General features: G+C 70.3%; 12 protein-coding genes. 10 read left to right on the top strand and 2 right to left on the bottom strand.

The window, feature by feature from the left end:
* Positions 1–29: 29 nt before the first annotated feature.
* The 4 genes from NR810_RS04970 to NR810_RS04955 all read left to right on the top strand — a co-directional run bounded on the left by NR810_RS04970 (position 30) and on the right by NR810_RS04955 (position 9,364).
* On the top strand, positions 30–4,085 hold the full coding sequence (locus tag NR810_RS04970; RefSeq protein ID WP_257448440.1) for a bifunctional serine/threonine-protein kinase/formylglycine-generating enzyme family protein: 4,056 nt from the start codon (positions 30–32) through the stop codon (positions 4,083–4,085).
* A 65-nt stretch (positions 4,086–4,150) separates the two neighbouring features.
* A complete protein-coding gene (locus NR810_RS04965; RefSeq protein ID WP_257448438.1) occupies positions 4,151–4,681 on the top strand; it encodes a hypothetical protein in 531 nt (176 codons plus the stop codon).
* Between the two features lie 108 nt (positions 4,682–4,789).
* The gene (locus tag NR810_RS04960) at positions 4,790–5,851 is read left to right on the top strand and encodes an ADYC domain-containing protein (RefSeq protein WP_257448436.1); all 1,062 of its coding nucleotides are present in this window, start codon (positions 4,790–4,792) and stop codon (positions 5,849–5,851) included.
* A gap of 87 nt (positions 5,852–5,938) precedes the next feature.
* Complete coding sequence (locus NR810_RS04955) at positions 5,939–9,364, top strand: CHAT domain-containing tetratricopeptide repeat protein (protein WP_257448435.1); 3,426 nt, start codon at positions 5,939–5,941, stop codon at positions 9,362–9,364.
* On the opposite strand, the gene NR810_RS04950 is transcribed toward NR810_RS04955, so the two are convergent.
* The gene (locus NR810_RS04950) at positions 9,309–10,817 is read right to left on the bottom strand and encodes a serine/threonine protein kinase (RefSeq protein WP_257448434.1); all 1,509 of its coding nucleotides are present in this window, start codon (positions 10,815–10,817) and stop codon (positions 9,309–9,311) included. The genes NR810_RS04955 and NR810_RS04950 overlap by 56 nt on opposite strands.
* 141 nt (positions 10,818–10,958) lie before the next feature.
* Between NR810_RS04950 and NR810_RS04945 the strand changes: the two genes are divergently transcribed.
* The 6 genes from NR810_RS04945 (at position 10,959) to NR810_RS04920 (ending at position 20,786) form a co-directional block, all read left to right on the top strand.
* Positions 10,959–11,555 (top strand): histidine phosphatase family protein, encoded by a 597-nt coding sequence (locus NR810_RS04945; RefSeq protein WP_257448432.1) that lies wholly within the window; start codon positions 10,959–10,961, stop codon positions 11,553–11,555.
* 138 nt (positions 11,556–11,693) lie between these two features.
* Complete coding sequence (locus tag NR810_RS04940) at positions 11,694–12,845, top strand: imelysin family protein (protein ID WP_257448430.1); 1,152 nt, start codon at positions 11,694–11,696, stop codon at positions 12,843–12,845.
* Between the two features lie 6 nt (positions 12,846–12,851).
* On the top strand, positions 12,852–14,222 hold the full coding sequence (locus NR810_RS04935) for a di-heme oxidoreductase family protein (RefSeq protein WP_257448428.1): 1,371 nt from the start codon (positions 12,852–12,854) through the stop codon (positions 14,220–14,222).
* Complete coding sequence (locus tag NR810_RS04930) at positions 14,219–15,322, top strand: imelysin family protein (protein ID WP_257448426.1); 1,104 nt, start codon at positions 14,219–14,221, stop codon at positions 15,320–15,322. Before NR810_RS04935 ends, NR810_RS04930 begins: the two co-directional genes overlap by 4 nt.
* Before the next feature lie 76 nt (positions 15,323–15,398).
* On the top strand, positions 15,399–16,679 hold the full coding sequence (locus NR810_RS04925; RefSeq protein ID WP_257448424.1) for an HTTM domain-containing protein: 1,281 nt from the start codon (positions 15,399–15,401) through the stop codon (positions 16,677–16,679).
* Positions 16,680–16,763: 84 nt separating this feature from the next.
* Positions 16,764–20,786, top strand: a complete 4,023-nt coding sequence (locus NR810_RS04920; RefSeq protein ID WP_257448423.1) for a protein kinase domain-containing protein — start codon at positions 16,764–16,766, stop codon at positions 20,784–20,786.
* Here the strand turns inward: NR810_RS04920 and NR810_RS04915 are convergent.
* On the bottom strand, positions 20,783–21,835 hold the full coding sequence (locus NR810_RS04915) for a hypothetical protein (RefSeq protein ID WP_257448421.1): 1,053 nt from the start codon (positions 21,833–21,835) through the stop codon (positions 20,783–20,785). The genes NR810_RS04920 and NR810_RS04915 overlap by 4 nt on opposite strands.
* Position 21,836 lies beyond the last annotated feature (1 nt).

Here is a 21,836-nt window from a genome sequence, read left to right as displayed (position 1 = left end):
CCTCACCGGAATCCACGTCGATGAACTCCGTGAGACCGAAAGCCTCACCCAAGGGCGGATCCGACGCGAGCGACTGCCTCACGGACGAACTGATGGTGGAGTTGATGGAGGGCCGTCTGCCGGAAGAGCAGCTGGCGCGCGCCCATCGTCACGCCGCCCAGTGCAATGATTGCCGTGCCCTGCTCGCCACGGTCGCGCGCGGCGGCCTGGCGGTGCAAGGCGCTCCCCCCGAGGCGAAGCACCAATCCCTGAGCGACAGCACCTTCACGATGGAGAGAGCGGGTCCACGCGACAGCCCCGTGCCCGGTGGAGTGCCGCCGGCCAGCAAGCCCTGGTCGCCTCCCTCCCAGTTCGACGAGTTCCGCCTCATACGCCCCATCGGCCGAGGCGGCATGGGCGTCGTCTACCTGGCGCAGGACACCTCCCTGGAGCGGCTCGTGGCGGTGAAGTTCATCGCCTCCGAGCAGCCCACCCCCCAGGTCCGTGCGAACTTCGAGACAGAGGCCCGCGCCATCGCCCGCCTGCAACACCCCAATGTCGTCACCGTCTTCCGCGTCGGTGAAATCGAGGGGCACGCCTATATCGTCTCCGAGTATGTCGTTGGCCAGAGCCTTGCGAAGCTGCCCCGGCCGATGCCCTGGCGGCGCGCGCTCGCGCTGGGGCTCGGCCTGGCCCGGGGACTGGCGGCGGCGCATCGCCAAGGGGTGCTGCACCGCGACATCAAACCTACCAACGCCCTCGTCACCGAGCGGGGCGAGGTGAAGCTGCTCGACTTCGGCCTGGCCGAGCGCTTCGACCGTAGCGCCGACTCGCTCCCCTCGGGCCGACGGATCTTCGCGGGCACACCGCGCTACATGGCTCCCGAGCTCCTGAGTGGCGGTTCGGCCACACCTCGGAGTGACATCTACTCCCTGGGCCTCGTGCTCCATGAGTTGTGCACGGACCGGCTGCCACGTGCCCAGGAGGAACTGCTCGCCCGCCTCAGCCGCCGGGCTCCCGCCCAGGAGCCGCATGACGCCCCCGTGCCGGCCGGGCTCGCCGAGGGCATGGACCCGGACTTCGCCGCGCTCATCCACCAGTGCCTGGCGCCCAACCCCTCCGAGCGATTCGCCTCGGCCGAACGGGTCTGCGAGTTGCTGGAGCCGCTGGAGAAGAACAACGCGTCCGCGCCCCTGGCCACCGGCAATCCCTATCGCGGCCTCGCCCCCTTCGAGGCCAACCACCGGGCACTCTTCTTCGGACGCGACGACGACATCCGCGCCCTGATCGAGCGCCTCCAGCGTCAGTCCCTGGTGCTCGTCGCCGGGGACTCCGGGGTGGGCAAGTCCTCGCTGTGCCGCGCCGGCGTGCTGCCCCGGGTGGCCGCGGGCGAGCTGGACCAGGGCCGTGAGTGCACCACGGTGACGCTCTGCCCCGGCCGCCGCCCGCTGCAATCCCTGGCCGCCGCGCTCGCGCCCCTGCTGCATCGCAAGGAGGCCGAGCTCTTCGAGGCGTTCTCCTCCACTCCCACCGGCTTCGGGCAGGCGCTGCGCGAGGCGCACGAGGGCCGGCGCGCACTCCTGCTATTCATCGACCAGCTCGAGGAGCTCATCACCCTGGCAGAGCCCGAGCAGGCGGAGCGTTTCGCCCTGCTGCTGGGCGAGTTGGCCCTGCCCTCCACGGGCGTGCGCGTGCTGCTGACGGTGCGCGGCGACTTCCTCACGCGCGTGTGCGCGCTGCCGGGGCTGGGCGAAGAGGCCGAGCGAGGGCTCTACATCCTGCGGCCGCTGAGCGCCGAGGGTGTGCGCGAGGCCATCGTCGGCCCCGCTCGCGCCCAGGGCGTCGTCTTCGAGTCCGACGAGCTCATCCAGGCACTCGTCTCGTCCACGGCACAGGGCGCGGGCAGCCTGCCGCTGCTCCAGTTCGCGCTCACCGAGCTCTGGCGGCGGCACGACCCGGTGCACGGTCGCATCACCCGGACGGCCCTCGAGGAGATGGGCGGGGTCGCCGGAGCGCTGTCGCGGCACGCCGATGGGGTGCTCGCCCGCCTCGACCCAACAGGGCTGCAGGCGGCACGGCGCCTGCTGCTGCGGCTGGTGACGGCCGAGGGCACGCGCGGAGAGGGTGGTGAGCGGGAGCTCGGCACGGCGGAGGACGCGGCCACCAGCACCGCCCTGCGAGTGCTCGTCGAGGGCCGGCTGCTGCACGCGAGCACCGCGGCGGGCGAGGCCCGGTATCAAATCGCCCACGACTCGCTCCTCACCAGTTGGGGCACGCTGCGCAACTGGCTCGACAACGACATTGGCAACCGCGCGGTGCGTCAGCGCATCGAGGCGGCGAGCACCGAATGGGAGCGCCTGTCGCGTCCCCGGGAGGCGCTGTGGGGCCAGCGTCAGCTCGACGAGGCCCTCCCGCTGGACCCCTCCACGCTGGGGGTGCGCGAACGGGCCTTCCTGCTCGCCTCCTCCCGCGCCGCGAGGCTCCGGCGCTGGGGGCGGCGCCTGGCACAGCTGATGGTGCCGCTCGTGCTCGCCGTCATCTACGGTGCTTCCCGTCTGCAGAAATACCTGGACGACGAGAGTTTCGTCTCCGCGCGTCTCCAGGAGGCACGCGGAACACTCGACGAGGGCACCACCTTCGGAAAGCAGGGGCGGGCAAGCCGGGAGGAGGCGCTCGCGTGGTTCGACGGTCATCCCCCTGCCTCCTCCAGCCTCGCCGGGGGAAAGGACCCCGCGGACTCCCGGCGCATCGCCGAACAGCGCTGGAGCGATACGCTCACCCGGCTCAAGCAAGCGGAGGGGGCCTACGCTCGCGCCACCCGCTCCCTGGAGCGGGCGCTCGAGCGCGGGCACGCCCAGGACGAGGCGCGCGAGTTGCTTCTGCGGGTCACCTACGAGCGCCTGCTGCTCGCCGAGAGCTTCCACCAGCAAGGAGCGCAGGAGGAGCTGCGACAGCGACTGGAGCACCTGATCGAAGATGCCAGGGATGGAGCGCAGTGGCGGCAGCGGGTATCGGCCCCGGCCGAGCTCGAGCTGGTGACCGAGCCCCCTGGCGCGAAGGTCGCCATCGAGCGCTACGTCCGCGACGCCCAGGGAGTGCTGCGCCGCGAGCCTGTCAGCGAGCACGGTCCCACGCCCCTCTCCCCCACGCCGCTCCCCGCGGGCTCCTATCACCTGCGCGTGACGCGTCCTGGCCGTGCTCCCGTCGACCTGCCCCTGCTGCTCACGCGCGGCGGCCGCGAGCAGCTTCACCTCGTGCTCCCCGAAGCCGTGCCCGAGGGCTATGTCTACATTCCTCCTGGCTGCTTCCTGCTGGGCAGCGCCGACCCGGAGCAGGTTCGGATCTTCATGAGCGCCGCGCCGCTGCACCGCTTCTGCCTCGGCGAGGGCTACCTCATCGGGCGCGGGGAGGTGACGTTCCAGGACTGGCTGGACTACCTCGACACGCTGCCCCCCGGGGCCGAGGCCCGGCGCGTCCTCGAGCAGCCACATTTCAGTACCGCCGGCGCCGTCACCCTGCGGCAGCAACCAGGAGGAGGCTGGACCTTTTCCTTCCGCCGCTCCAACGACATCGTCCTCACGGCGCGCGAGGGGGAGCCGATCCGCTACCCCGGCCGCGAGGAGCGACAGACGGTGGATTGGCGCAAGCTGCCCCTGACCGGCATCTCGGCCGAGGACCTCCAGGGGTACTTCTACTGGCTCGACCAGTCCGGGCGGATGCCCGGGGCGCGCCTGTGCAATGAGCTCGAGTGGGAGCGTGCCGCCCGGGGCGCCGACGGCCGCACCTACCCGCATGGCGACCGGCTGCGGCCCGACGACGTCAACATCGATGTGACGTACGGACGGGAGTCCACGGCCTTCGGGCCCGACGAGGTCGGCGCCCATCCGGCCTCGGCGAGTCCTTTCGGTCTGCTCGACATGGCGGGCAACGCGTTCGAGCTGACAAGGCCCGCGACGGCGGACCTCGGCCGCATCGTCCTGCGTGGAGGCGCCTGGTACTACGACCAGTTTGGCGCCCGCGTCGCCAACCGCACGGCGGGCGATCCGACCCAGCGTGACGTCCTCATCGGCGTGCGCGTCTGTGCGCCATTCGCCCCTCGACCGTAGCAGGTACGAATCCGTGCATAGCTCGCCGCGTGCCTGTGTCCAGCCAGGGCAAACGGAGAGCCAGCATGAGGCGGATACTCGGATGGACGGCTGTGGTCGTTCTGCTCTGTGCAACGAGCAAGGCGGCGGCGGGGGCGAAGCAGCCGGATCCACGGCTGTCCAAGGCACGAATGCCCTATGAGGCAATGAGGCTCGAGAATCGCTCGGAAGCCGAGCTCATGCTCGAGTTGGAGCAGGAGCTCAAGCACGAAGAGGCCAGGTTCGGTGACTCGCACCTGGAAGTGGCGATGAGGCTCCTGCAACATCTCCGCTCCGAGGAAGAGTTCCTCTACGCCCTGCTGCGCACGTACCCGGGCGATGCCAGCGTGCGGCGGCTGGCGATCTCCTCCGTCCTGCTACGAAAGGGCCGCTCCGTCGAGGAGACCGCCAACACCTCCCGCACCATCGTCGACCACGTCGCCGCCGCGCTCCCCTGGCCCGGCACGCCTGAGTCCCCCAACCGGCAAACCCATCCCCACCCCTACGACTGGACTCCCTTCATCGACCTGGAACGGGATGCTCCTCATCTCTCTCTCGCTCCTCCCCCCAAGGAATAGGAGGCGGAGCAGGTACGAATTCGTGCATAGCCCGCCGCGTGCATGTGTCTAGCCCCACAGAAGGGAGGACACTGGCCTGCCGCCAGCGCTCCCCACGGGAGGAATGCCATGAAGAGCGTGATGAGGAAGCCCGTACTTGCCGGCTTGTGCCTTGTCCTCGCCGGGCCTGCGTTTGCCGGCGAGCCGAGCACCCCCACGCAGAAGAAGCCGAGCCCGGGGCTGACCGTGGCCCCGCTATCCGAAGCCGAGCGGTACGCACGGCGCTGCCAGGGCCGTGCACCCGACCGGGCCGTGTGGCCCCAAGGCACCATGCTGTGGGGCACCCGGCGTGCATGGGGCGACCGGCAGGAGCCCGACGAGCGGCGAAGCGTGCTCGTCTCGGTGGACCTGGCCCCGTTGATGCCGGTGTCTCCCGAGGTGCCCTCGCTGCGACTGGTGGGAGGGCGGCTGGTGGCCGCTCCCGAGGCCTCCAGGAGCCTGGTGGGGACGGTGCTCCAAGGCACGTCCAGCGACGGCAAGCCGGTGGAGGTCGCGGTGTGCGGCGCCGAGCCCTCGCCTGGAGACCCGGAGGTGGTGTGGTACCGCATCGAGGCGTGGAATCCGCTGGCTCGGCGGTGGGAGAACCCATGTGTGGGCACCAGCCAGACACCCGACCCGCGGGCGCTGGCGGTGAGCGGGGTGTGGGATGCAGGCGGGGCACACCAGGCGGTGGAGGGCAAGCTCACCCTGGCGTGCGAGAATGGCGCCATCACCAAGTGCATCAGCTGGGGCTACAAGCCGTGGGCGAGCCACGACGGGCACTCGCTGGCCGAGTTGCACCAGGCGTGCACGCGCATGGCGCGCGCGGACTACTGCGGCAATGGCCTGAGCCATACGCGCCAGGACACCCCCATCGACATGTATGACAGGCTGGGGGTGCTCGCGCCCACGACGGAGCGCTCGGCGGCGTGGGACCCGGAGCGAGCCTCGTTCGAGGCGACCTGGGCCGCCGACGGAGCCTCCTGCCTGGCTCGAACCCGGGACAGGCGCGCGCTCGAGACGATCCTGCGGGAGTGCCCCGGACGTTTCCAGGCGGGTCAGGAAGTGGAGTTGGGCAACGGGGACCGATGCACGGTACAGCGCGCGGGGGTGAGCCCCGGGGCGGCGCTGCTGCGCAACCGGGTGTACTGAGCCGGGCACGCCCTCCTGACCCGGGAGGGTGGACCTGCGGATGAAACGAGCTTTGACAGGCGAGCGATTGAACCACGGAGTGCCAGCATGTGGCGGTTCCTCGGATGGATGACAGCGGCCGTTCTGTTCTGTGCGGCGGGCAAGGCGGTAGGAGAGGAGCAGCTGGATCCACGGCTGTCCGAGGCACGGACAGCATTCGAGGAGGCGAAGAAGCTGGAAAAGGCTGGCAAGTACGCCGAGGCCATCAACCAGGGGGAGCAAGCGCTCGAGCTCGGAGAGACCGTGCTGGGTGACTCGCATCTGGATGTCGCCGCCAACCTGAACCTGCTGGGCAACTTGTACCGGAAGCAGGGGGGCCATGCCCGCGCGGAGCTACTCCTTCAGCGCGCGCTTGCCATTCGGGAAGCGGCCCTCGGCACGCAACACCCGGACGTCGCCCAAACGCTCAACAGCCTTGCCAACCTCTACTGGAAGCAGGGGTTGTACAACCGGGCGGAGCCTTTGTATGAGCGAGCGCTCGCCATCCGGGAAGCGGCCCTCGGCAAGCAGCACCCGGACGTTGCCGCCTCGCTCAACAACCTCGGCGTCCTCTACAATGAGCAGGGGAAGTACAGCCGGGCTGAGCCGCTGTACGAGCGCGCGCTCGTCATCCGGGAAGCGGCCCTCGGCAAGCAGCACCCGGACGTCGCCCAAACGCTCAACAACCTCGCCTCTCTCTACAAGGAGCAGGGGAGGTACAGCCGGGCCGAGCCGCTGTATGAGCGCGTGCTCGTCATTCAAGAAGCGGCCCTCGGCACGCAGCACCCGGATGTCGCCCTGGCGCTCAGAAGCCTCGCCAACCTCTACTGGAAGCAGGGGAGGTACAGCCGGGCCGAGCCGCTGTACGAGCGCGTGCTCGTCATTCAAGAAGCGGCCCTCGGCACGCAGCACCCGGATGTCGCCCTGACGCTCAACGACCTCGCCATCCTCTACAGCGATCAGGGTGTGTACAGCCGGGCGGGGCCGCTGTATGAGCGCGCGCTCGCCATTTGGGAAGCGGCCCTCGGTAAGCAGCACCCTCTCGTCGCCACCTCGCTCAACAACCTCGCCACTCTCTACTGGGAGCAGGGGATGTACAACCGGGCGGAGCCTCTGCTCGAGCGCGCGCTCACCATTCGGGAAGCGGCCCTCGGCAAGCAGCACCCGGACGTCGCCTCCTCGCTCAACAACCTCGCCAACCTTTACAGGGTGCAGGGGGCGTACAGCCGGGCCGAGCCTCTGCTTGAGCGCGCGCTCGCCATTCGGGAAGCGGCCCTCGGCAAGCAGCACCCGAACGTCGCCCAAACGCTCAACAACCTTGCCAACCTCTACAAGGAGCAGGGGAGGTACAACCGGGCGGAGCCTTTGTATGAGCGCGCGCTCGCCATTTGGGAAGCGGCCCTCGGCAAGCAGCACCCGGACGTTGCCGCCTCGCTCAACAACCTCGCCAACCTCTACAAGGAGCAGGGGTTGTACACCCGGGCGGAGCCTTTGTATGAGCGAGCGCTCGCCATTTGGGAAGCGGCCTTCGGCAAGCAGCACCCGAACGTCGCCGGCTCGCTCAACAACCTCGCCAACTTCTACAAGGAGCAGGGGAGGTACAGCCGGGCGGAGCCTCTGCTTGAGCGCGCGCTCGACATCCGGGAAGCGGCCCTCGGCAAGCAGCACCCGAACGTCGCGAAATCGCTCGAAGGCCTCGCCGAACTCCGCCTTGCCCAGAACCAACGTGCCCAGGCCCTCTCCCTCCTCACGCGCGTCTTCCGTATCTCCGAGCTGCGCCTGCGCCAGGAAGGACTCGAATTCTCCGAGTCGCGTCTGACGAGTTTCCTGCAACATCTCCGCTCCGAGGAAGAGTCCCTCTACGCCCTGCTGCGCACTCACCCGGGCGATGCTCGCGTGCGGCGGCTGGCCCTCTCCTCCGTCCTGCTGCGAAAGGGCCGCTCCGTCGAGGAAACCACCAACACCTCCCGCACCATCTACCTCAGCCTCGGCGAGGAGGACCGCAACACCTTCGAGCAGCTGCGCGGCCTGCGCACCCAACTCGCCACCCTGTCGCACCAGGGCCCAGGCGCCCTCTCCTCCGCTGATTACCAACAGCGCCTCAAGTCCCTGGCCGAGCAGGGCGACGCCCTGGAAACCCAGCTCGCCAGACACTCCGCTCCCTTGCGCGCCCTCACCGCGCTCCCCGGCCCCGCGCAAATCGTCGATCGCGTCGCCGCCGCTCTCCCCAGGGACGGCGCCCTCGTCGAGTTCGTCGCCTATAAGGACCGCCCGGTGGTGTCCAGGCCCGGCACGCCCAAGTCCCAAGTGACTGGCGAGCTTCGCTACCTGGCACTGGTGCTTCTTCCCAACGCCACCATCCGCACCGTCGACCTCGGACCCGCGGCTGCCATTGACCAGGCAGCCTCCGCCTTCCGAGACGCACTGGCCAGCAGTGATGCCGCCTGGCAGGGCCCCGCCCAGGCCCTGTACTCACTGGCCTTCCGCCCCCTGCGGCCTCTGCTGGGCAACGTCCGCCGCCTCTTCCTCTCCCCGGACGGCCAGCTCAACCTCGTCCCCTTCGCCGCCCTCCACGACGGCAAGGGCCTCCTGGTGGACTCCTTCCATTTCACCTACCTCACCTCCGGCAAGGATTTGCTGCCCCGTCCCCAGGACGTTGCTCCCTCCCGCTCCGTCGTTGTCCTCGCGGACCCGGACTTTGGCGCCTCCCCCGCCTCGGCCCCCGGCGCACCGCAACAGCCGTCCTCTCTGGCCTCGCGCTCCTCGTCCGCCGAGCGTTTCTTCTCCACCCTCCGGGCCGACGTCGCCTCTCGCACCTGGGTGCCTCTGCCTGGCACCCGCCAGGAAGCCGAAGCCATTCAACTGCTGCTCCCCCAGGCCCAGCTCTTCCTCGGCTCCGCAGCCTCCAAGCAGCGACTGCTTTCACTCCCGACTCCAGGCGTCCTGCATATCGCCACCCACGGCTTCTTCCTCGAGGACTCCGCCACGCCCGAGGGCGCTCGCGCCGTCGTCCTCTCCGGCGCCCTCTCGGAAGGCCCCCCCACCCAGCACCCGCCCGACCCTCTGTTGCGCTCCGGCCTCGTCCTTTCCGGGGCCGCCGCCCAGGTGCCCCACTCCCCGGAGAGTTCCCTCGTCACCGCGCTGGAGCTCGCGGGCCTGGACCTCTGGGGTACCGAGCTGGTCGTCCTCTCCGCCTGCGAAACCGGTCGCGGTGACGTGAAGTCTGGGCAGGGCGTCTATGGCTTGCGGCGAGCCCTCATCTCCGCGGGCGCGGAGACGGTGGTGAGCAGCCTGTGGAAGGTGAATGACGACACCACCCGGCAGCTCATGCAGGGCTACTACCGGCACCTGCTAGCGGGCAAGCCACGCGTCTCGGCACTGCGCGAGGCCATGCTGGAGTTGCGACAGACCCACCCTCATCCCTACGCCTGGGCTCCCTTCATCGCCCTGGGACGGGATGCTCCGCTTCGCTCTCTCGGGAGTCCCGCACGGTGATGCGATCGGAAGCCTCATCCAGCGACACCTGGGGCACGGCGCGCACGGCGGTGGCCAGCTGCTCGGCGGAGAGTCCCCACTGGCGCATGAGCCGCTCGCACAGGGGCCGCCACGGCGCCGCGCGCTCCTCGCCCGACACCGCCGTGCCATGGAAGTTGAGGTGCAGCAACACCTCGCGCGCCAGATGGGCCGCGTCCACCTCCGCGGCCAGCACGCTCGTCCTCCGGTCCACGTCATGGAAGCGCCGGGCCAGCGAGCGCACCACCCGGTTCATGATGAACGTCATCTGTAGTTCCTGCTCCAACGCCTCGCGGCCCACCTCCGAGACGACCGTCTCCTCCAGCGCCTCCACCGTCGCGGTGCGCACCTGCGAGGCGAAGATGGCCGTCTCCCCGAAGATGTCCCCCGGCCCCATCTCGCGCAGCACCTGCCGCCGCCCTCCCACCAGCTTGTACGCCACGCACCGCCCCCGGTGGATGACGTAGGCCCGCTCTCCCTTCTCGCCCTCGCGGACGATGACCTGTCCCGTCCCGAAGGACCTCAGCGGGTAGCGCCCCACGCCCCGCATGTAGGACTCCACGTCCTCCTGCAACGACTCCACCCGGGGGTGGCGCTCCTCCTGTCCGAACGACAGGGCCCGCATGGCGATGGCGCACAACCACCTCGGCAGCCGCTTGTCCGGGGCCATCTCCTCTGGAGGCGTTACCTCCGCGTAGAGGGAACGTCTGTAGGCCTCCTTCCCCGTGGAGTCCGAGTAGGGCCGCCGGCCCGTGAGGATGCGGTAGAGGATGGCCCCGAGCGCGAAGATGTCCGTGCGCGCATCCACCGCGTGGTGGTGACCGCGCGCCTGCTCGGGCGCCATGTACCCCGGTGTCCCCATCACGTTGCCCGTGCGCGAGGAACGCCGCTCCTCGGGGCCGACGCTGACGGGGCGCTCTCCCAGCTCGTTGAGCAGCGCGATGCCCCAGTCCATCACGTACACCTGGCCATGGCTGCCCACCATGATGTTGGAGGGCTTGAGATCGCAGTGCACCACGCCCCGGCTGTGCGCGAAGGCCACCGCGTCACACACTTTGAGGAACACCTGCAGCACGCGGAACAACCGCGCCTCGTCCTCCACGTCGAAGTCCGGGTCGCGCAGGATGGCATCCAGCGTGCGCCCCTCCACCAGCCGCATGGAGAAGTAATGCTCGCCGTTGGACGCCAGGCCCATCTCGTGCACCGGCGGGACATGGGGGTGCTCGAGCTGCGCCGTCACCTGCGCCTCCTCCTGGAAGCGCCGCACCGCTTCCGGGTTCTCCGCCAGCTCCGGGGCGAGCACCTTCACGGCCAGCTCGCGCCGCAGCCGCGTATCCCGCGCGCGCCTCACCCGGGCCATGCCTCCCTGGCCCAATTCCCCCAGGTCCTCCAACCCCTCACCCCACGAGGGACCCATCGGCTTCTCGTCCGTCATTCCCACGCCTCCTGGGGGCACCCTTCACCTCCGTAGGACGACGGGAAGACCCTTTCGTGACGCACTGAAAGCTCGTACCCGGAGGGTGTTCCGCCGGGCCCTCGGGGGATGGCAGAGTGCTCCGTCCCCCAGAGGAACCTCATGAAGCCCCGATCACCCGTGCTCGTCCTCGTCCGCCATGGAGAAACCGCGTGGAGCCGCACCGGCCAGCACACCGGCCGCACGGACATCCCCCTATTGGAAGAAGGCCGCCACATGGCCACCGAACTCCGCGCCCCGCTGCGCGCCTGGAGCTTCTCCGCGGTGTGGACCAGCCCCCTGAGCCGCGCCAGCGAGACATGCGCCCTGGCCGGCTACGGCGACGTGGCCGAGATGCGCGCGGACCTGATGGAGTGGGACTACGGCTCCTTCGAGGGCAAGACGAAGAGCGAGATCCGCGCCGCCAGCCCCAACTGGACCATCTGGACGGATGGCGTGCCCTGCGGTGAGTCGGCGCGCGACGTGGGCGCCCGCGCGGACCGCGTCATCTCCGAGGCCCGCGCGGTGGAGGGCAACGTGCTCCTCTTCGCCCACGGCCACCTGCTGCGGGTGCTCACCGCGCGATGGCTCGGCCTGCCTCCCTCCGAGGGACGTCTCTTCACCCTGAGCACCGCCTCCATCAGCGTGCTCGGCTTCGACAGCGAGGGGGACCAGCAGGTCCTCCAGCTCTGGAACGACACCACGCACCTGCGCGGCTGAGGCCGAGGGCTCTCCACGAGCTCCGTGTCTCCCCCCCCATTTTGACATTGATTTTCAATCTCGCTATCAGACCTCCCCATCCGTCGGACGGACACACGGCCGCCCAGAGCGCGCGGCCCGAGTGCAAGAGGGGAACACATGAAGAAGCAGGGTTGGATGGCACTGGTGGCGGGAGCGCTGGTCTCCATGGGCTGTGGTGAGGAGCCGCTGGAGGAGGCGCGGGCGCGGCCGGTGGTGGAGCGCTACGCGGCGCTGGTGAACGAGAACTACACGGATGCGGTGGCGAAGGCGCGGGCGCTGCAGACGGCGGTGAACGTGTTCGTGGCGGACCCCACGGAGGCGAAGCTGACGGCGGCGCGCAGCGCGTGGCTGGCGTCACGGCCCGCCTACGGCCAGAGCGAGCCCTTCCGCTTCTACGGCGGCCCCATCGACGACGAGGACACCGGCCCCGAGGGGCGCATCAACGCTTGGCCGCTGGACGAGGCCTATATCGACGCGGTGGAGGGCGCGCCGGCGGCGGGCATCATCAACGCCACGGACAGCTACGCGCAGCTCGACGAGGAGCTGCTCAAGTCGCTCAACGAGCGGGACGGTGAGACGAACATCGCCACCGGCTACCACGCCATCGAGTTCCTCCTCTGGGGCCAGGACCAGAGCGAGACGGGCCCGGGCAACCGTCCGGCCTCGGACTTCGTGGACGGGGGCACGGCGCCCAACGCCGCGCGCCGCCGCACGTATCTGAAGCTCGCGACGGACCTGCTGGTGAAGGACCTCGAGTCCGTGCAGGCCCAGTGGGCTCCGGGCGGGGACAACTACGCGAAGCGGTTCGTGGCGCTGGACGTGGAGGAGGCCGTGCAGCGCATCCTCACCGGCATGGGCAGCCTGAGCGGCGCCGAGCTGTCCGGCGAGCGGATGACGGTGGCCTACGACAACAAGGACCAGGAGGACGAGCACTCCTGCTTCAGCGACAGCACGCTGGCGGACCTGTACGCCAACGCGGTCGGCATCCAGAACGTGTACCTGGGGCGCTACGGCGGCCAGGATGGCGCGGGCCTGGACGAGCTGGTGGCCCAGGTGGATCCGGCGCTGGACAGGAAGATGAAGGAGCAGCTGCAGGCCAGCCTGGACGCCATCCAGGCGATTCCCGGCCCGTTCGACCAGGCCATCCTCGGCGCGGACAATAGCCCGGGCCGTCAGAAGGTGAAGGCAGCCGTCGAGGCGCTGAAGGCGCAGACGGAGACGCTCGTCGACGTGGCCACCGCGCTCGGCATCGAGCTCAACCTGGAGTGATGAACCATGCGGCGCACGATCAGTCTGCTGCTCCTCCTCGCCTGCGCCTGCGGTGAGGAAGAGCCGGAGCCGGGTGAGGAGCTGTCCGGCGGATCCACCACCGTCCACGACACCACGCGCAACGCCTTCACCCTGGCGGCGCGCAACCTCCAGGGCGAGCGGCGCGATGCCTTCTTCGTCGGCAACGCGCTCTTCAATCGCAACTGGGTGACGGCGCCCTCCTCCACCGAGGGCCTGGACGGACTGGGGCCCATCTTCAATGCCCCCTCGTGCGCCGGATGTCACTTCAAGGACGGGCGCGGCAAGCCCCCGACCGAGCCGGACGAGAAGCCGCTGTCGCTCCTCTTCCGGCTCAGCATCCCCGGGCAGGACGCTCACGGCGGCCCGGTCGGGGACGCGACCTACGGCGGTCAGCTCCAACCCCAGGCCATCCTCGGCGTGCCCGCCGAGGGGCAGGTGGCCCTCACGCACACCCCTCGCGAGGGCAGGTACGCGGACGGAACGGCGTACACGTTGGAGGAGCCGCACTACACGCTGGTGGACCTGGCCTTCGGCCCGGCGCACCCGGAGCTGATGATGAGCCCGCGCGTGGCACCGGCCATGGTGGGACTCGGCCTGCTGGAGGCCATCCCGGATTCGGCGCTGGAGGCGCTCGCGGATCCGGACGATAAGAACGGGGATGGCATCTCCGGCCGCATCAACCATGTCTGGGACGTGGAGCACGGTGAGGCCCGCGTGGGCCGCTTCGGCTGGAAGGCCAACCAGCCCTCGCTGCGTCAGCAGAACGCGGGAGCCTTCCGCGGGGACATCGGCATCACCTCGGAGCTGTTCCCCGAGGAGGAGTGCACTCCGGCGCAGCAGGTGTGCCGGGAAGCTCCCTCGGGTGGGGCGCCGGAGCTGGACGCGCACAAGCTGGAGCAGCTGACGTTCTACACGCGGATGCTGGCGGTGCCCGCGCGGCGGGACGTGGACGCGCCCGAGGTGCTGCGCGGCCGGAGGCTCTTCCGCGAGCTGGACTGCGCGGCGTGCCACGTGCCGCGCTTCGAGACGGGCACGGTGCCGGACGCACCGGAGCTGTCGAAGCAGGTCATCTTCCCGTACACGGACCTGCTGCTGCACGACATGGGACCGGAGCTGGCCGACGACCGCCCGGACTACGAGGCCACGGGCCGTGAGTGGCGCACACCGCCGTTGTGGGGTATCGGGCTGGTGGAGACGGTGAACCGTCACACGCGCTTCCTGCACGATGGCCGCGCCCGCTCGCTGGAAGAGGCCATTCTCTGGCACGGTGGAGAGGCCGAGCGCTCGCGGGAGCGCTTCCGCAACCTGTCCGCCACTGATCGCGCGGCGCTGCTGCGCTTCCTGGAGTCGCTGTGAGCCCCCTCATCCGCCGTCTCATCCCCGCCGCCGTCCTGCTGTCGCTCGCCGTGGCGAGCTGCGGTGATTCACAGAACACCGCCCTGCGCTCCGCGTTCCTGAAGGAGCTGGGCAACGACGTCATCCTCCCCACGTACCGGGACTTCGACACGCGCGCCGAGGCGCTGGCCGGGGCGCTCGCGACGCTGGAGGCCACGCCCACCGAGGCGACGCTCACCGCGGCCCAGTCGGCATGGCGGGCCGTTCGCATCCCGTGGTCGACGCAGGAGTCCTTCCACGTGGGCCCCTCGGAGGAGCTGCACACGGGAGCGGCGGTGGACCAGGTGCCCAGCACGACGGGCATCGACAGCCTGCTGGCGGGGAGCACGCCGCTGGACGAGAACACCGTGGCGGAGCTGGGAGCGAACCGCAAGGGCATGCTGGCGATGGAGTACGTGCTGTTCGACGCGGAGGGAGGCAACGCGGCGGTGCTCTCGCGGCTCACGGCACAGGGGAACGCGGGCACGAGACGCCGGGCGTACCTGAAGGCGCTCGGGGCGGTGATGAACAAGGACGCCAAGGCGGTGCGCGGCGCGTGGGAGCCCGACCAGGGAAACTTCATCGCGCAGCTCTCCAGCGCGGGGAACAGTGGCAGCAAGTACGCCACGCAGAAGGACGCGGTGGACGAGGTGGTCAACCGGCTCATCGCGAGCGTGGAGACGGCGGAGCTCAAGCTGTCGAAGCCGCTCGGGTTCGACACGGGAGGCACGATCCGCCCCGACCAGGAGGAGACGCGGCGCAGCGACAACACGCTGAAGGACCTGCTGGACACACTGCAGGGAATGGAGCGCGTGTGGCTGGGGCCGAACGGGGACGGAGGCCTGTCGCGGGTGGTGGCGGCCAACAACAAGGCGCTGGACGAGACGGTGCGCGGAGACCTGGCGGCGGTGCGCACAGCGCTGGAGGCCATTCCTCCTCCGCTGCGCACGGCCCTCTACAACCACCGGGAGTCAGTGGAGAGCGCTCGAGCGGCCATCGCCAACCTGCGAGCGACCCTCACCACGGAAGTGGTTGCCAACCTGGGCGTGACGCTCAAGTTCAACGACAACGATGGTGACTGAGCGTACTCCCCTCTCCCTCTGGGAGAGGGGCGGGGGTGAGGGTCTACGCCGCTTCACCCGAGCCCTCCTCGCGCCAGTGGATCCAGCCTCACTGGTGGCGTACCGGGTGACCTTCGGGCTGCTGATGGTCATCGCGGTGGGGCGCTTCTTCGCGTACGGGTGGATCCACGACCACTACCTGGCGCCGGGGGTGCGCTTCCCATTCGCGGGGTTCGAGTGGATCCGCCCGTGGCCAGGGGTGGGCATGTACCTCCACTTCGGGCTGATGGGGCTGGGAGCGCTGGGGATCGCGTTCGGGGTGGCGTACCGGGTGAGCGCGCTCACGTTCCTGCTCACCTTCACGTACGCGCACCTGATCGACAAGACGTACTACCTGAACCACTACTACTTCATCTCGCTGGTGGGGCTGCTGCTCGTGCTGCTGCCGTTGCACAGACCAGGTGCGGCGCGAGCGTGGTGGCTGTGGCTGCTCCGGGCGCAAGTGGGGCTCGTGTACGTCTTCGGGGGTGTGGCCAAGCTGAAGAGCGACTGGCTCGTCCACGCGCAGCCGATGAAGATCTGGCTCGCGGCGAGCACGGATCTGCCGGTGCTGGGCCGGCTCTTCGAGCAGCCCTGGGCGCCGCATGCCTTCAGCATCGCCGGAGCGGTGTTCGACCTGTGCGTGGTGCCCGCGCTGCTGTGGAGGCGCACGAGGTGGCTGGCGTACGTGGCGGTGGTGGGCTTCCACGTGCTCACACGGCTGCTCTTCCCCATCGGCATGTTCCCGTGGCTGATGATGGCGGGCGCCCTGCTCTTCTTCCCGCCCGACTGGCCGAGGCGGCTGGCGAGCCGCATCCTCCGCCGGCCGGTGCGAGCCCCCGAGCCGCGAAGCCCGCCAGCACCTCTCTCGAAACGAGCCTGGGTGGGGCCGACGCTGGCCGCGGCCTTCATCGGTGTGCAGCTCGCCATGCCCTTCCGGCACCTGCTCTACCCGGGTGACGTGATGTGGACGGAGGAGGGCTTCCGCTTCTCGTGGAACGTGATGCTGATGGAGAAGGACGGACTGGCGGAGTTCCGCGTGACGGAGCCGGGCACGGGGAAGCGCTGGGTGGTGTCGCCGAGGGAGCACCTCACGCCCTTCCAGGTGAGGATGATGGCCACGCAGCCGGACATGCTGCTGACGTTCGCGCACCACCTGGCGCGCCACTTCGCCGAGCGGGGACACCCGGACGTGGAGGTGCGCGTGGATGCCTTCGCGAGCCTCAATGGCCGGCCTCGGCAGAGGCTGGTGGACCCGAACGTGAACCTGGCGGCGGTGGGACCCTGGGACGACCTGCACGGCTGGGTGCTGCCCTTCCGGGCGGTGGATCCTCCCTGAGTGAAAAACGGTCGTACATGGTAGACTCGCCGCCTTCACCGGAAGCCGTCACCGGCGTGAACCCGAACCCGCGGTGGGTACCCCATGGACTTCCTCGATCGCGTCTTCAAGCTCTCGGGCTCTCTCGGGCCCGCCCTGGAGGCCGGGCACGAGAACCAGGCCACCGTCACCGTCTCCACGCTGGCCCAGCTCATCCCGCTCATCGCCGAGCGGCTGGACGGACGGCGCACCGTGCGCGAGGTCATCCGCGCCATCGAGCCGCAGGCCACGGCCGAGCAGATCCGCGATGCCCTCAAGCGCCTGGCGGAAGAGGGGCGCATCATCGAGGTGACGGAGGGCGACGCACGCCCCACGCCGGGCGAAGCCCTCGCGCGCTCCGCCGGCGGCGCCGTCCTGCTCTCCAACGACTCGGAGACACACACCTCGCCTGGAGGCTCCACCCCGGGCGGCAACACGGCGGAGGCCGAGCCCCTCCCGGAGCGGCTCGGTCCCTACAAGGTGCTGCGGCGGCTCGGGATGGGAGGCATGGGCGTCGTCTACGAGGCCGAGGACGAGGCGCGCCGCCAGCGGGTCGCGCTCAAGACGATGCCCCGGCTGACGCCCGCGGCCCTCTACGAGTTCAAGAAGGAGTTCCGCAGCATCGCCAACGTCGCCCACCGCAACGTCATCACGCTCTACGAGCTGAGGGTGGACGGCGGCACGTGGTTCTTCACCATGGAGCGGCTCCAGGGCCAGGACTTCCTGCACCACGTCTGGGGCGGGGCACCTCCGCGCCCGGGCGAGCCGCTCGACCCGGGGGTGCTGGAACGGCTGCGAGCCGCGCTGGTTCAGCTGGCCGAGGGGCTCTCCGCCGTGCACACCCACGGCCTGCTCCACCTCGACATCAAGCCGAACAACATCATCGTGGAGCCGGGCGGCCGGCTGGTGCTGCTCGATTTCGGCGTGGTGCTGCGCTACGTGCCCGAGGAGCGGCTCCCGGTGGGCCTGCGTGGAACCCCACGCTACCTGTCCCCGGAGCAGGCCCAGGGCCGGCCGCTCTCCGCGGCCTCGGACTGGTACGCGGTGGGCGTGATGCTCTTCGAGGCGCTCACCGGCACGGTTCCCTACGACGGTGGCACCCTCAAGGAAATCCTGCGCAACCGCGGCCAGGAGCTCGCCCCGCGCGCCTCCAGCGTCAACCCCACGGTGCCGCCGGAGCTCGATGACCTCTGCGCCCGGCTCCTCAGCCGCAACCCCGCCGACCGTCCCGACGCCGAGGAGGTGCTGCGCCTGCTGGCCCCCGCGCATGCCCGCCCGGCGGCACCGGCCGAGGCCGTGCGCCTGTCGCTCGTGGGCCGGGACTCGCACCTGCGGGCGCTCGAGGACGCCTACCAGCTTTCGCGGAAGGGCCCGGTGTACCTGCACGTGCGCGGCCCCTCCGGCGTGGGGAAGAGCGCGCTGGTGCAGTCCTTCCTCCACGGCCTCCGCAAGCGGGACGAGGCGCGCGTCATCACCGGCCGCTGCTTCGAGTGGGAGTCGGTCCCCTTCAAGGGCTTCGACGCGGCGGTGGACGAGCTGTGCCGCAACATCCACCTGCTCCCGCTGGACGTGCAGCAGGAGCTGCTGGACGCCTCCACCGTGGAGACGGCCCGCCTCTTCCCGGTGCTGCGCAGCCTCCCATCGCTCCAGGAGGCGCGTGCCACCACGGAGACGCTCGAGCCCTCCGAGCAGCGGCGGCGCGCCTTCCAGGGGTTGAAGAACCTCCTCACCCGGCTGAGCCGCACCGGCCCGGTGGTCCTCTTCCTGGACGACGTGCAGTGGGGAGACGTCGACGGCGCCCGGCTGATGATGGAGCTGCTCGCGCCTCCCGAGCCCCCACCCATCCTGTTCATGACGAGCTGCCGCTCGGACGAGGAGGCGCGCAGCCCCTTCCTCCAGGAGCTGGAGGCGCTGTCCCGCTCGCAGCAGCTCGCCTTCGAGCGGCGGGAGCTGGAAGTGGGGCCGCTCTCCCTCGAGGACGCGGCCGCGTTCGCCCGGACGCTCGGGGGCGAGGGCATGACGTCCTCCCGCGCCGAGACGATCGCCCGCGAGGCCAACGGCCACCCCTTCTTCGTGGAGCAGCTCGTCCGGTATGCACGGGACGGAGGCTCGCGTGAGGACCAGCCCCTGACCCTGGAGCAGGCGCTCCAGGCGCGCGTGGCGCTGCTGTCCGAGGAGGCCCGGAACATCCTCCGCGTGGTGGCCGTGGCCGGCCGGCTCCCGGAGCAGGACCTCGCCGTCCAAGCCGCGCGGGTGTCCCACAACGGCCCCGGCGCGCTCGCCCACCTGCGCTCCCACTGCCTCATCCGCACCAGCGGGCCCCGGGGGAACGACCTCGTCGAGGCCTACCACGATCGGATCCGCGAGAGCGTCGTGGCCCGGCTCGAGCCGGAGGTGCTGCGCTCGGTGCACGCGGCCCTGGCGCACACCCTGGAGCCGCGCGAGGACATCAACCCCGGCGTGCTCAGCCACCACTTCCACGGCGCGGGAGAGCTGGACAAGGCGCGGACGTACGCCGTGCGCGCCGCGGAGCAGTCCTTCGAGTCGCTCGCCTTCGACAGCGCCGCCTCGCACTACCGCAACGCCCTGGCCTGGGGTGGAGAGACCTCGGCACAGGCCCGCGAGCTGCGCGAGAAGCTGGCCCGCGCGCTCTTCAACGCCGGCCGCGGGCCCGAGGCGGCCTCGTGGTACCTGCGCGCGACCGAGGGCGCCCCCGTGCAACACCAGCGCGAGCTGCGCCGGCTGGCCGTCGAGGGCTATCTGATCGGCGGGCACACGAAAGAGGGCATCGCCATCCTCGAGCCGCTGCTGGCGGAGATGGGGCAGCGCTACCCGGGCTCGCCGGCCCAGGCGATGCTGGAGCTGCTGGGGCGGGTCGCCTGGATGTCGTTGAAGGGAACGGACCTCCAGCCGCGCTCCCCCCGGGAGCTGGCGCCGGAGGAGCTCTTCGCCGTCGACCTGTGCTGGTCCAGCGGCAAGGGGCTGGCGACGGTCCACCCGATGGAGGGCATCGTCTTCTTCGTCCGCAGCCTGGCCAGTGCCCTGAAGCTGGGGGACGCCACGCGCACCGGGCGGGTGCTGGGAATGCTGGGCGCCAGCCTCATCAACATGGGAGGAAGCATGGGCGCCCGTGGCGAGCGCTTCCTCACACGCGCGGAGCGGCTGGCCGAGGAGACGAAGGATCCGTACCTGCAAGGCGCGGTGAAGGTCTTCCGAGGCATGGCCGAGACGGGACAGGGTGGCCGATGGGAGGTCTCCCGGGCCCACGCCGAGGAGGGAGTGCGCCGCCTCAAGGAGCGCTACGCCGGGGTGAGCTGGGAATGCGCCCTGGGGGTGACCACCGTGGCGAAGGTGCTGGAGCGCAAGGGCGAGCTGGCCGAGATGGGCGTCCGGGTGAACGCCTGGATGCGCGACGCCATCGAGAGAGGAGACCTCTACGAGCAGGCGATGCTCGCCTACCCCCTGGGGCTGGAGAAGCTCGCGGCGGGAGACCCCACCGGCGCGCGCGAGCTGATGGCCTTCCACATGCGGAACTGGACCTCCAGCTACGCCATCCAGCACCTCTACGTGATGCAGCTGGAGGTGCTGTGCGATCTCTATGAGGGGCGGCTGGACGAGGCGTGGCGGCGCTACCAGGGGCAGAAGCGCGACATCGAACGGGCCAACCTGATGCGGCTGGCCATCTCGCGCATCGAAGTGCTCACCCTGGAAGGCGCGCTCCGGTTGATGCTGGCGGCGAGGAACGGCTCGGAGCGGGCCAATCACCTGAAGGAGAGCGAGCAGCTCGCCCGGAAGCTGGAGCAGGAGGTGCGCGCGGACGGCAAGCCGCACGCGTTGATGCTGCGCGCGGGGATCGCGATGGTGGCGGGCGGGCAGGCACGGGCGGTGGCGCTGCTGGACGAGGCCATCGCGAGCTTCACCACGGTCGGCATGGGCCAGTACGTCAGCTACCTGCGGCGCCGGAAGGGCGAGCTGACGGGCGACACGGCCCTGGTGGCCGAGGCGGATGCGTGGCTGGCGCGCCAGGGCATCCGGGAGCCGGGGCGCTGGACGGACTGCCACGTGCCGCCCCTGCCGCGCGCGTCCTAGAAGAGGACGCGGCGCGCGTCGAAGCAGAGGTAGGCCTTGGACTCCAACCGCCCATCCTCGTGGGCGGTGAGCTTGAAGAAGACGGTGCGATCCAGGCGGACCCGCCACGCCGAGGACGGCAGCGACACCGTCTCCCCGCCGCGCCAGCGCAGGGCCGCCTCGGCCCGCTCCGGCGTACACGCTCCCCGGCGGACGAGCTCCGAGAGGACGCGCGATTCCTCCCCAGTGAGCCGCGGAGCGGCATCGTCGAAGTAGTAGTCGAAAGCCAGGGTGGGCCGCGGACGTCCCCCGGGCTCCACCTCCAGTTGGACGTGCCGTATGCCCGGAGTCCGGCCCACCACCGTCCAGAGCGACTCGAGCTGCGCGTCCGAGCCCGTCCACCCCACCTCGCGCAGCCACGCGTCCACCCCCTCACTCGGGAGCAGCGCACCGAACCGCACGTTGCCACTCCCGCGCTGAGGCATGGTCACCGAGTGGTGCATCCGGCCCCCCGGAGGAAGGAGCGCGGCACATCGCTCGAGCACCGCCAGCTGGGCCTCCTCCGGCGCGCGTCCGTTGAGGAGGCAGAAGCCCTCTCGCGCCAGGCGGGACACCTCGGGGGCCGACAACCGCCTCCCCTGGGCCGAATCCCCGAACAGGCGCTCGATCTGCGCCGGATCCAGGCCCACGAAGACGAGTGGCACCGGCTCAGGACGGCCCGGGTGCAGGTCGTACTCCAGCCAGATGAGGGGAACATCCCGCTCCAGCGCACTGCCCGGACGGCACCACTCCTCGAGGTACCTCCGGCACGAGCGGAGCGCGGGCGGGCACTTCCCCGTGGCGAGCAACTGCCTCAGCGCGTCCTGGCCTCCGGAACCACGGGTGGCACAGACCAGTACGTCCACCCGCTCCAACCCGGGCTCCAGCCGGCACTCGAACGAGCCAGCGCACCAGTGGGACGGGAGCTGCTCCGCCTGCTGGAGCAGCCGTTGGCGCGCGCCCTCGGAGACGAGCTCCGCCGGGAGGTGGGGCCGCAGCGCGAGGAACTGCTCCAGGAAGGGAAAGGCCAAG

The organism is Archangium lipolyticum (assembly GCF_024623785.1).
Classification (GTDB): Bacteria; Myxococcota; Myxococcia; order Myxococcales; family Myxococcaceae; genus Archangium; species Archangium lipolyticum.
Note: the sequence above shows the minus strand (reverse complement) of the source record. Positions and strands in the feature narration are given on the sequence as shown.

Excerpts from the sequence above, each read along its gene's own strand:
- NR810_RS04940 (WP_257448430.1), top strand. The coding sequence starts at position 11,694 with ATGAAGAAGCAGGGTTGGATGGCACTGGTGGCGGGAGCGCTGGTCTCC.
- NR810_RS04920 (WP_257448423.1), top strand. The coding sequence starts at position 16,764 with ATGGACTTCCTCGATCGCGTCTTCAAGCTCTCGGGCTCTCTCGGGCCC.
- NR810_RS04955 (WP_257448435.1), top strand. The coding sequence starts at position 5,939 with ATGTGGCGGTTCCTCGGATGGATGACAGCGGCCGTTCTGTTCTGTGCG.
- NR810_RS04935 (WP_257448428.1), top strand. The coding sequence starts at position 12,852 with ATGCGGCGCACGATCAGTCTGCTGCTCCTCCTCGCCTGCGCCTGCGGT.
- NR810_RS04960 (WP_257448436.1), top strand. The coding sequence starts at position 4,790 with ATGAAGAGCGTGATGAGGAAGCCCGTACTTGCCGGCTTGTGCCTTGTC.
- NR810_RS04945 (WP_257448432.1), top strand. The coding sequence starts at position 10,959 with ATGAAGCCCCGATCACCCGTGCTCGTCCTCGTCCGCCATGGAGAAACC.
- NR810_RS04950 (WP_257448434.1), bottom strand. The coding sequence starts at position 10,817 with ATGACGGACGAGAAGCCGATGGGTCCCTCGTGGGGTGAGGGGTTGGAG.
- NR810_RS04965 (WP_257448438.1), top strand. The coding sequence starts at position 4,151 with ATGAGGCGGATACTCGGATGGACGGCTGTGGTCGTTCTGCTCTGTGCA.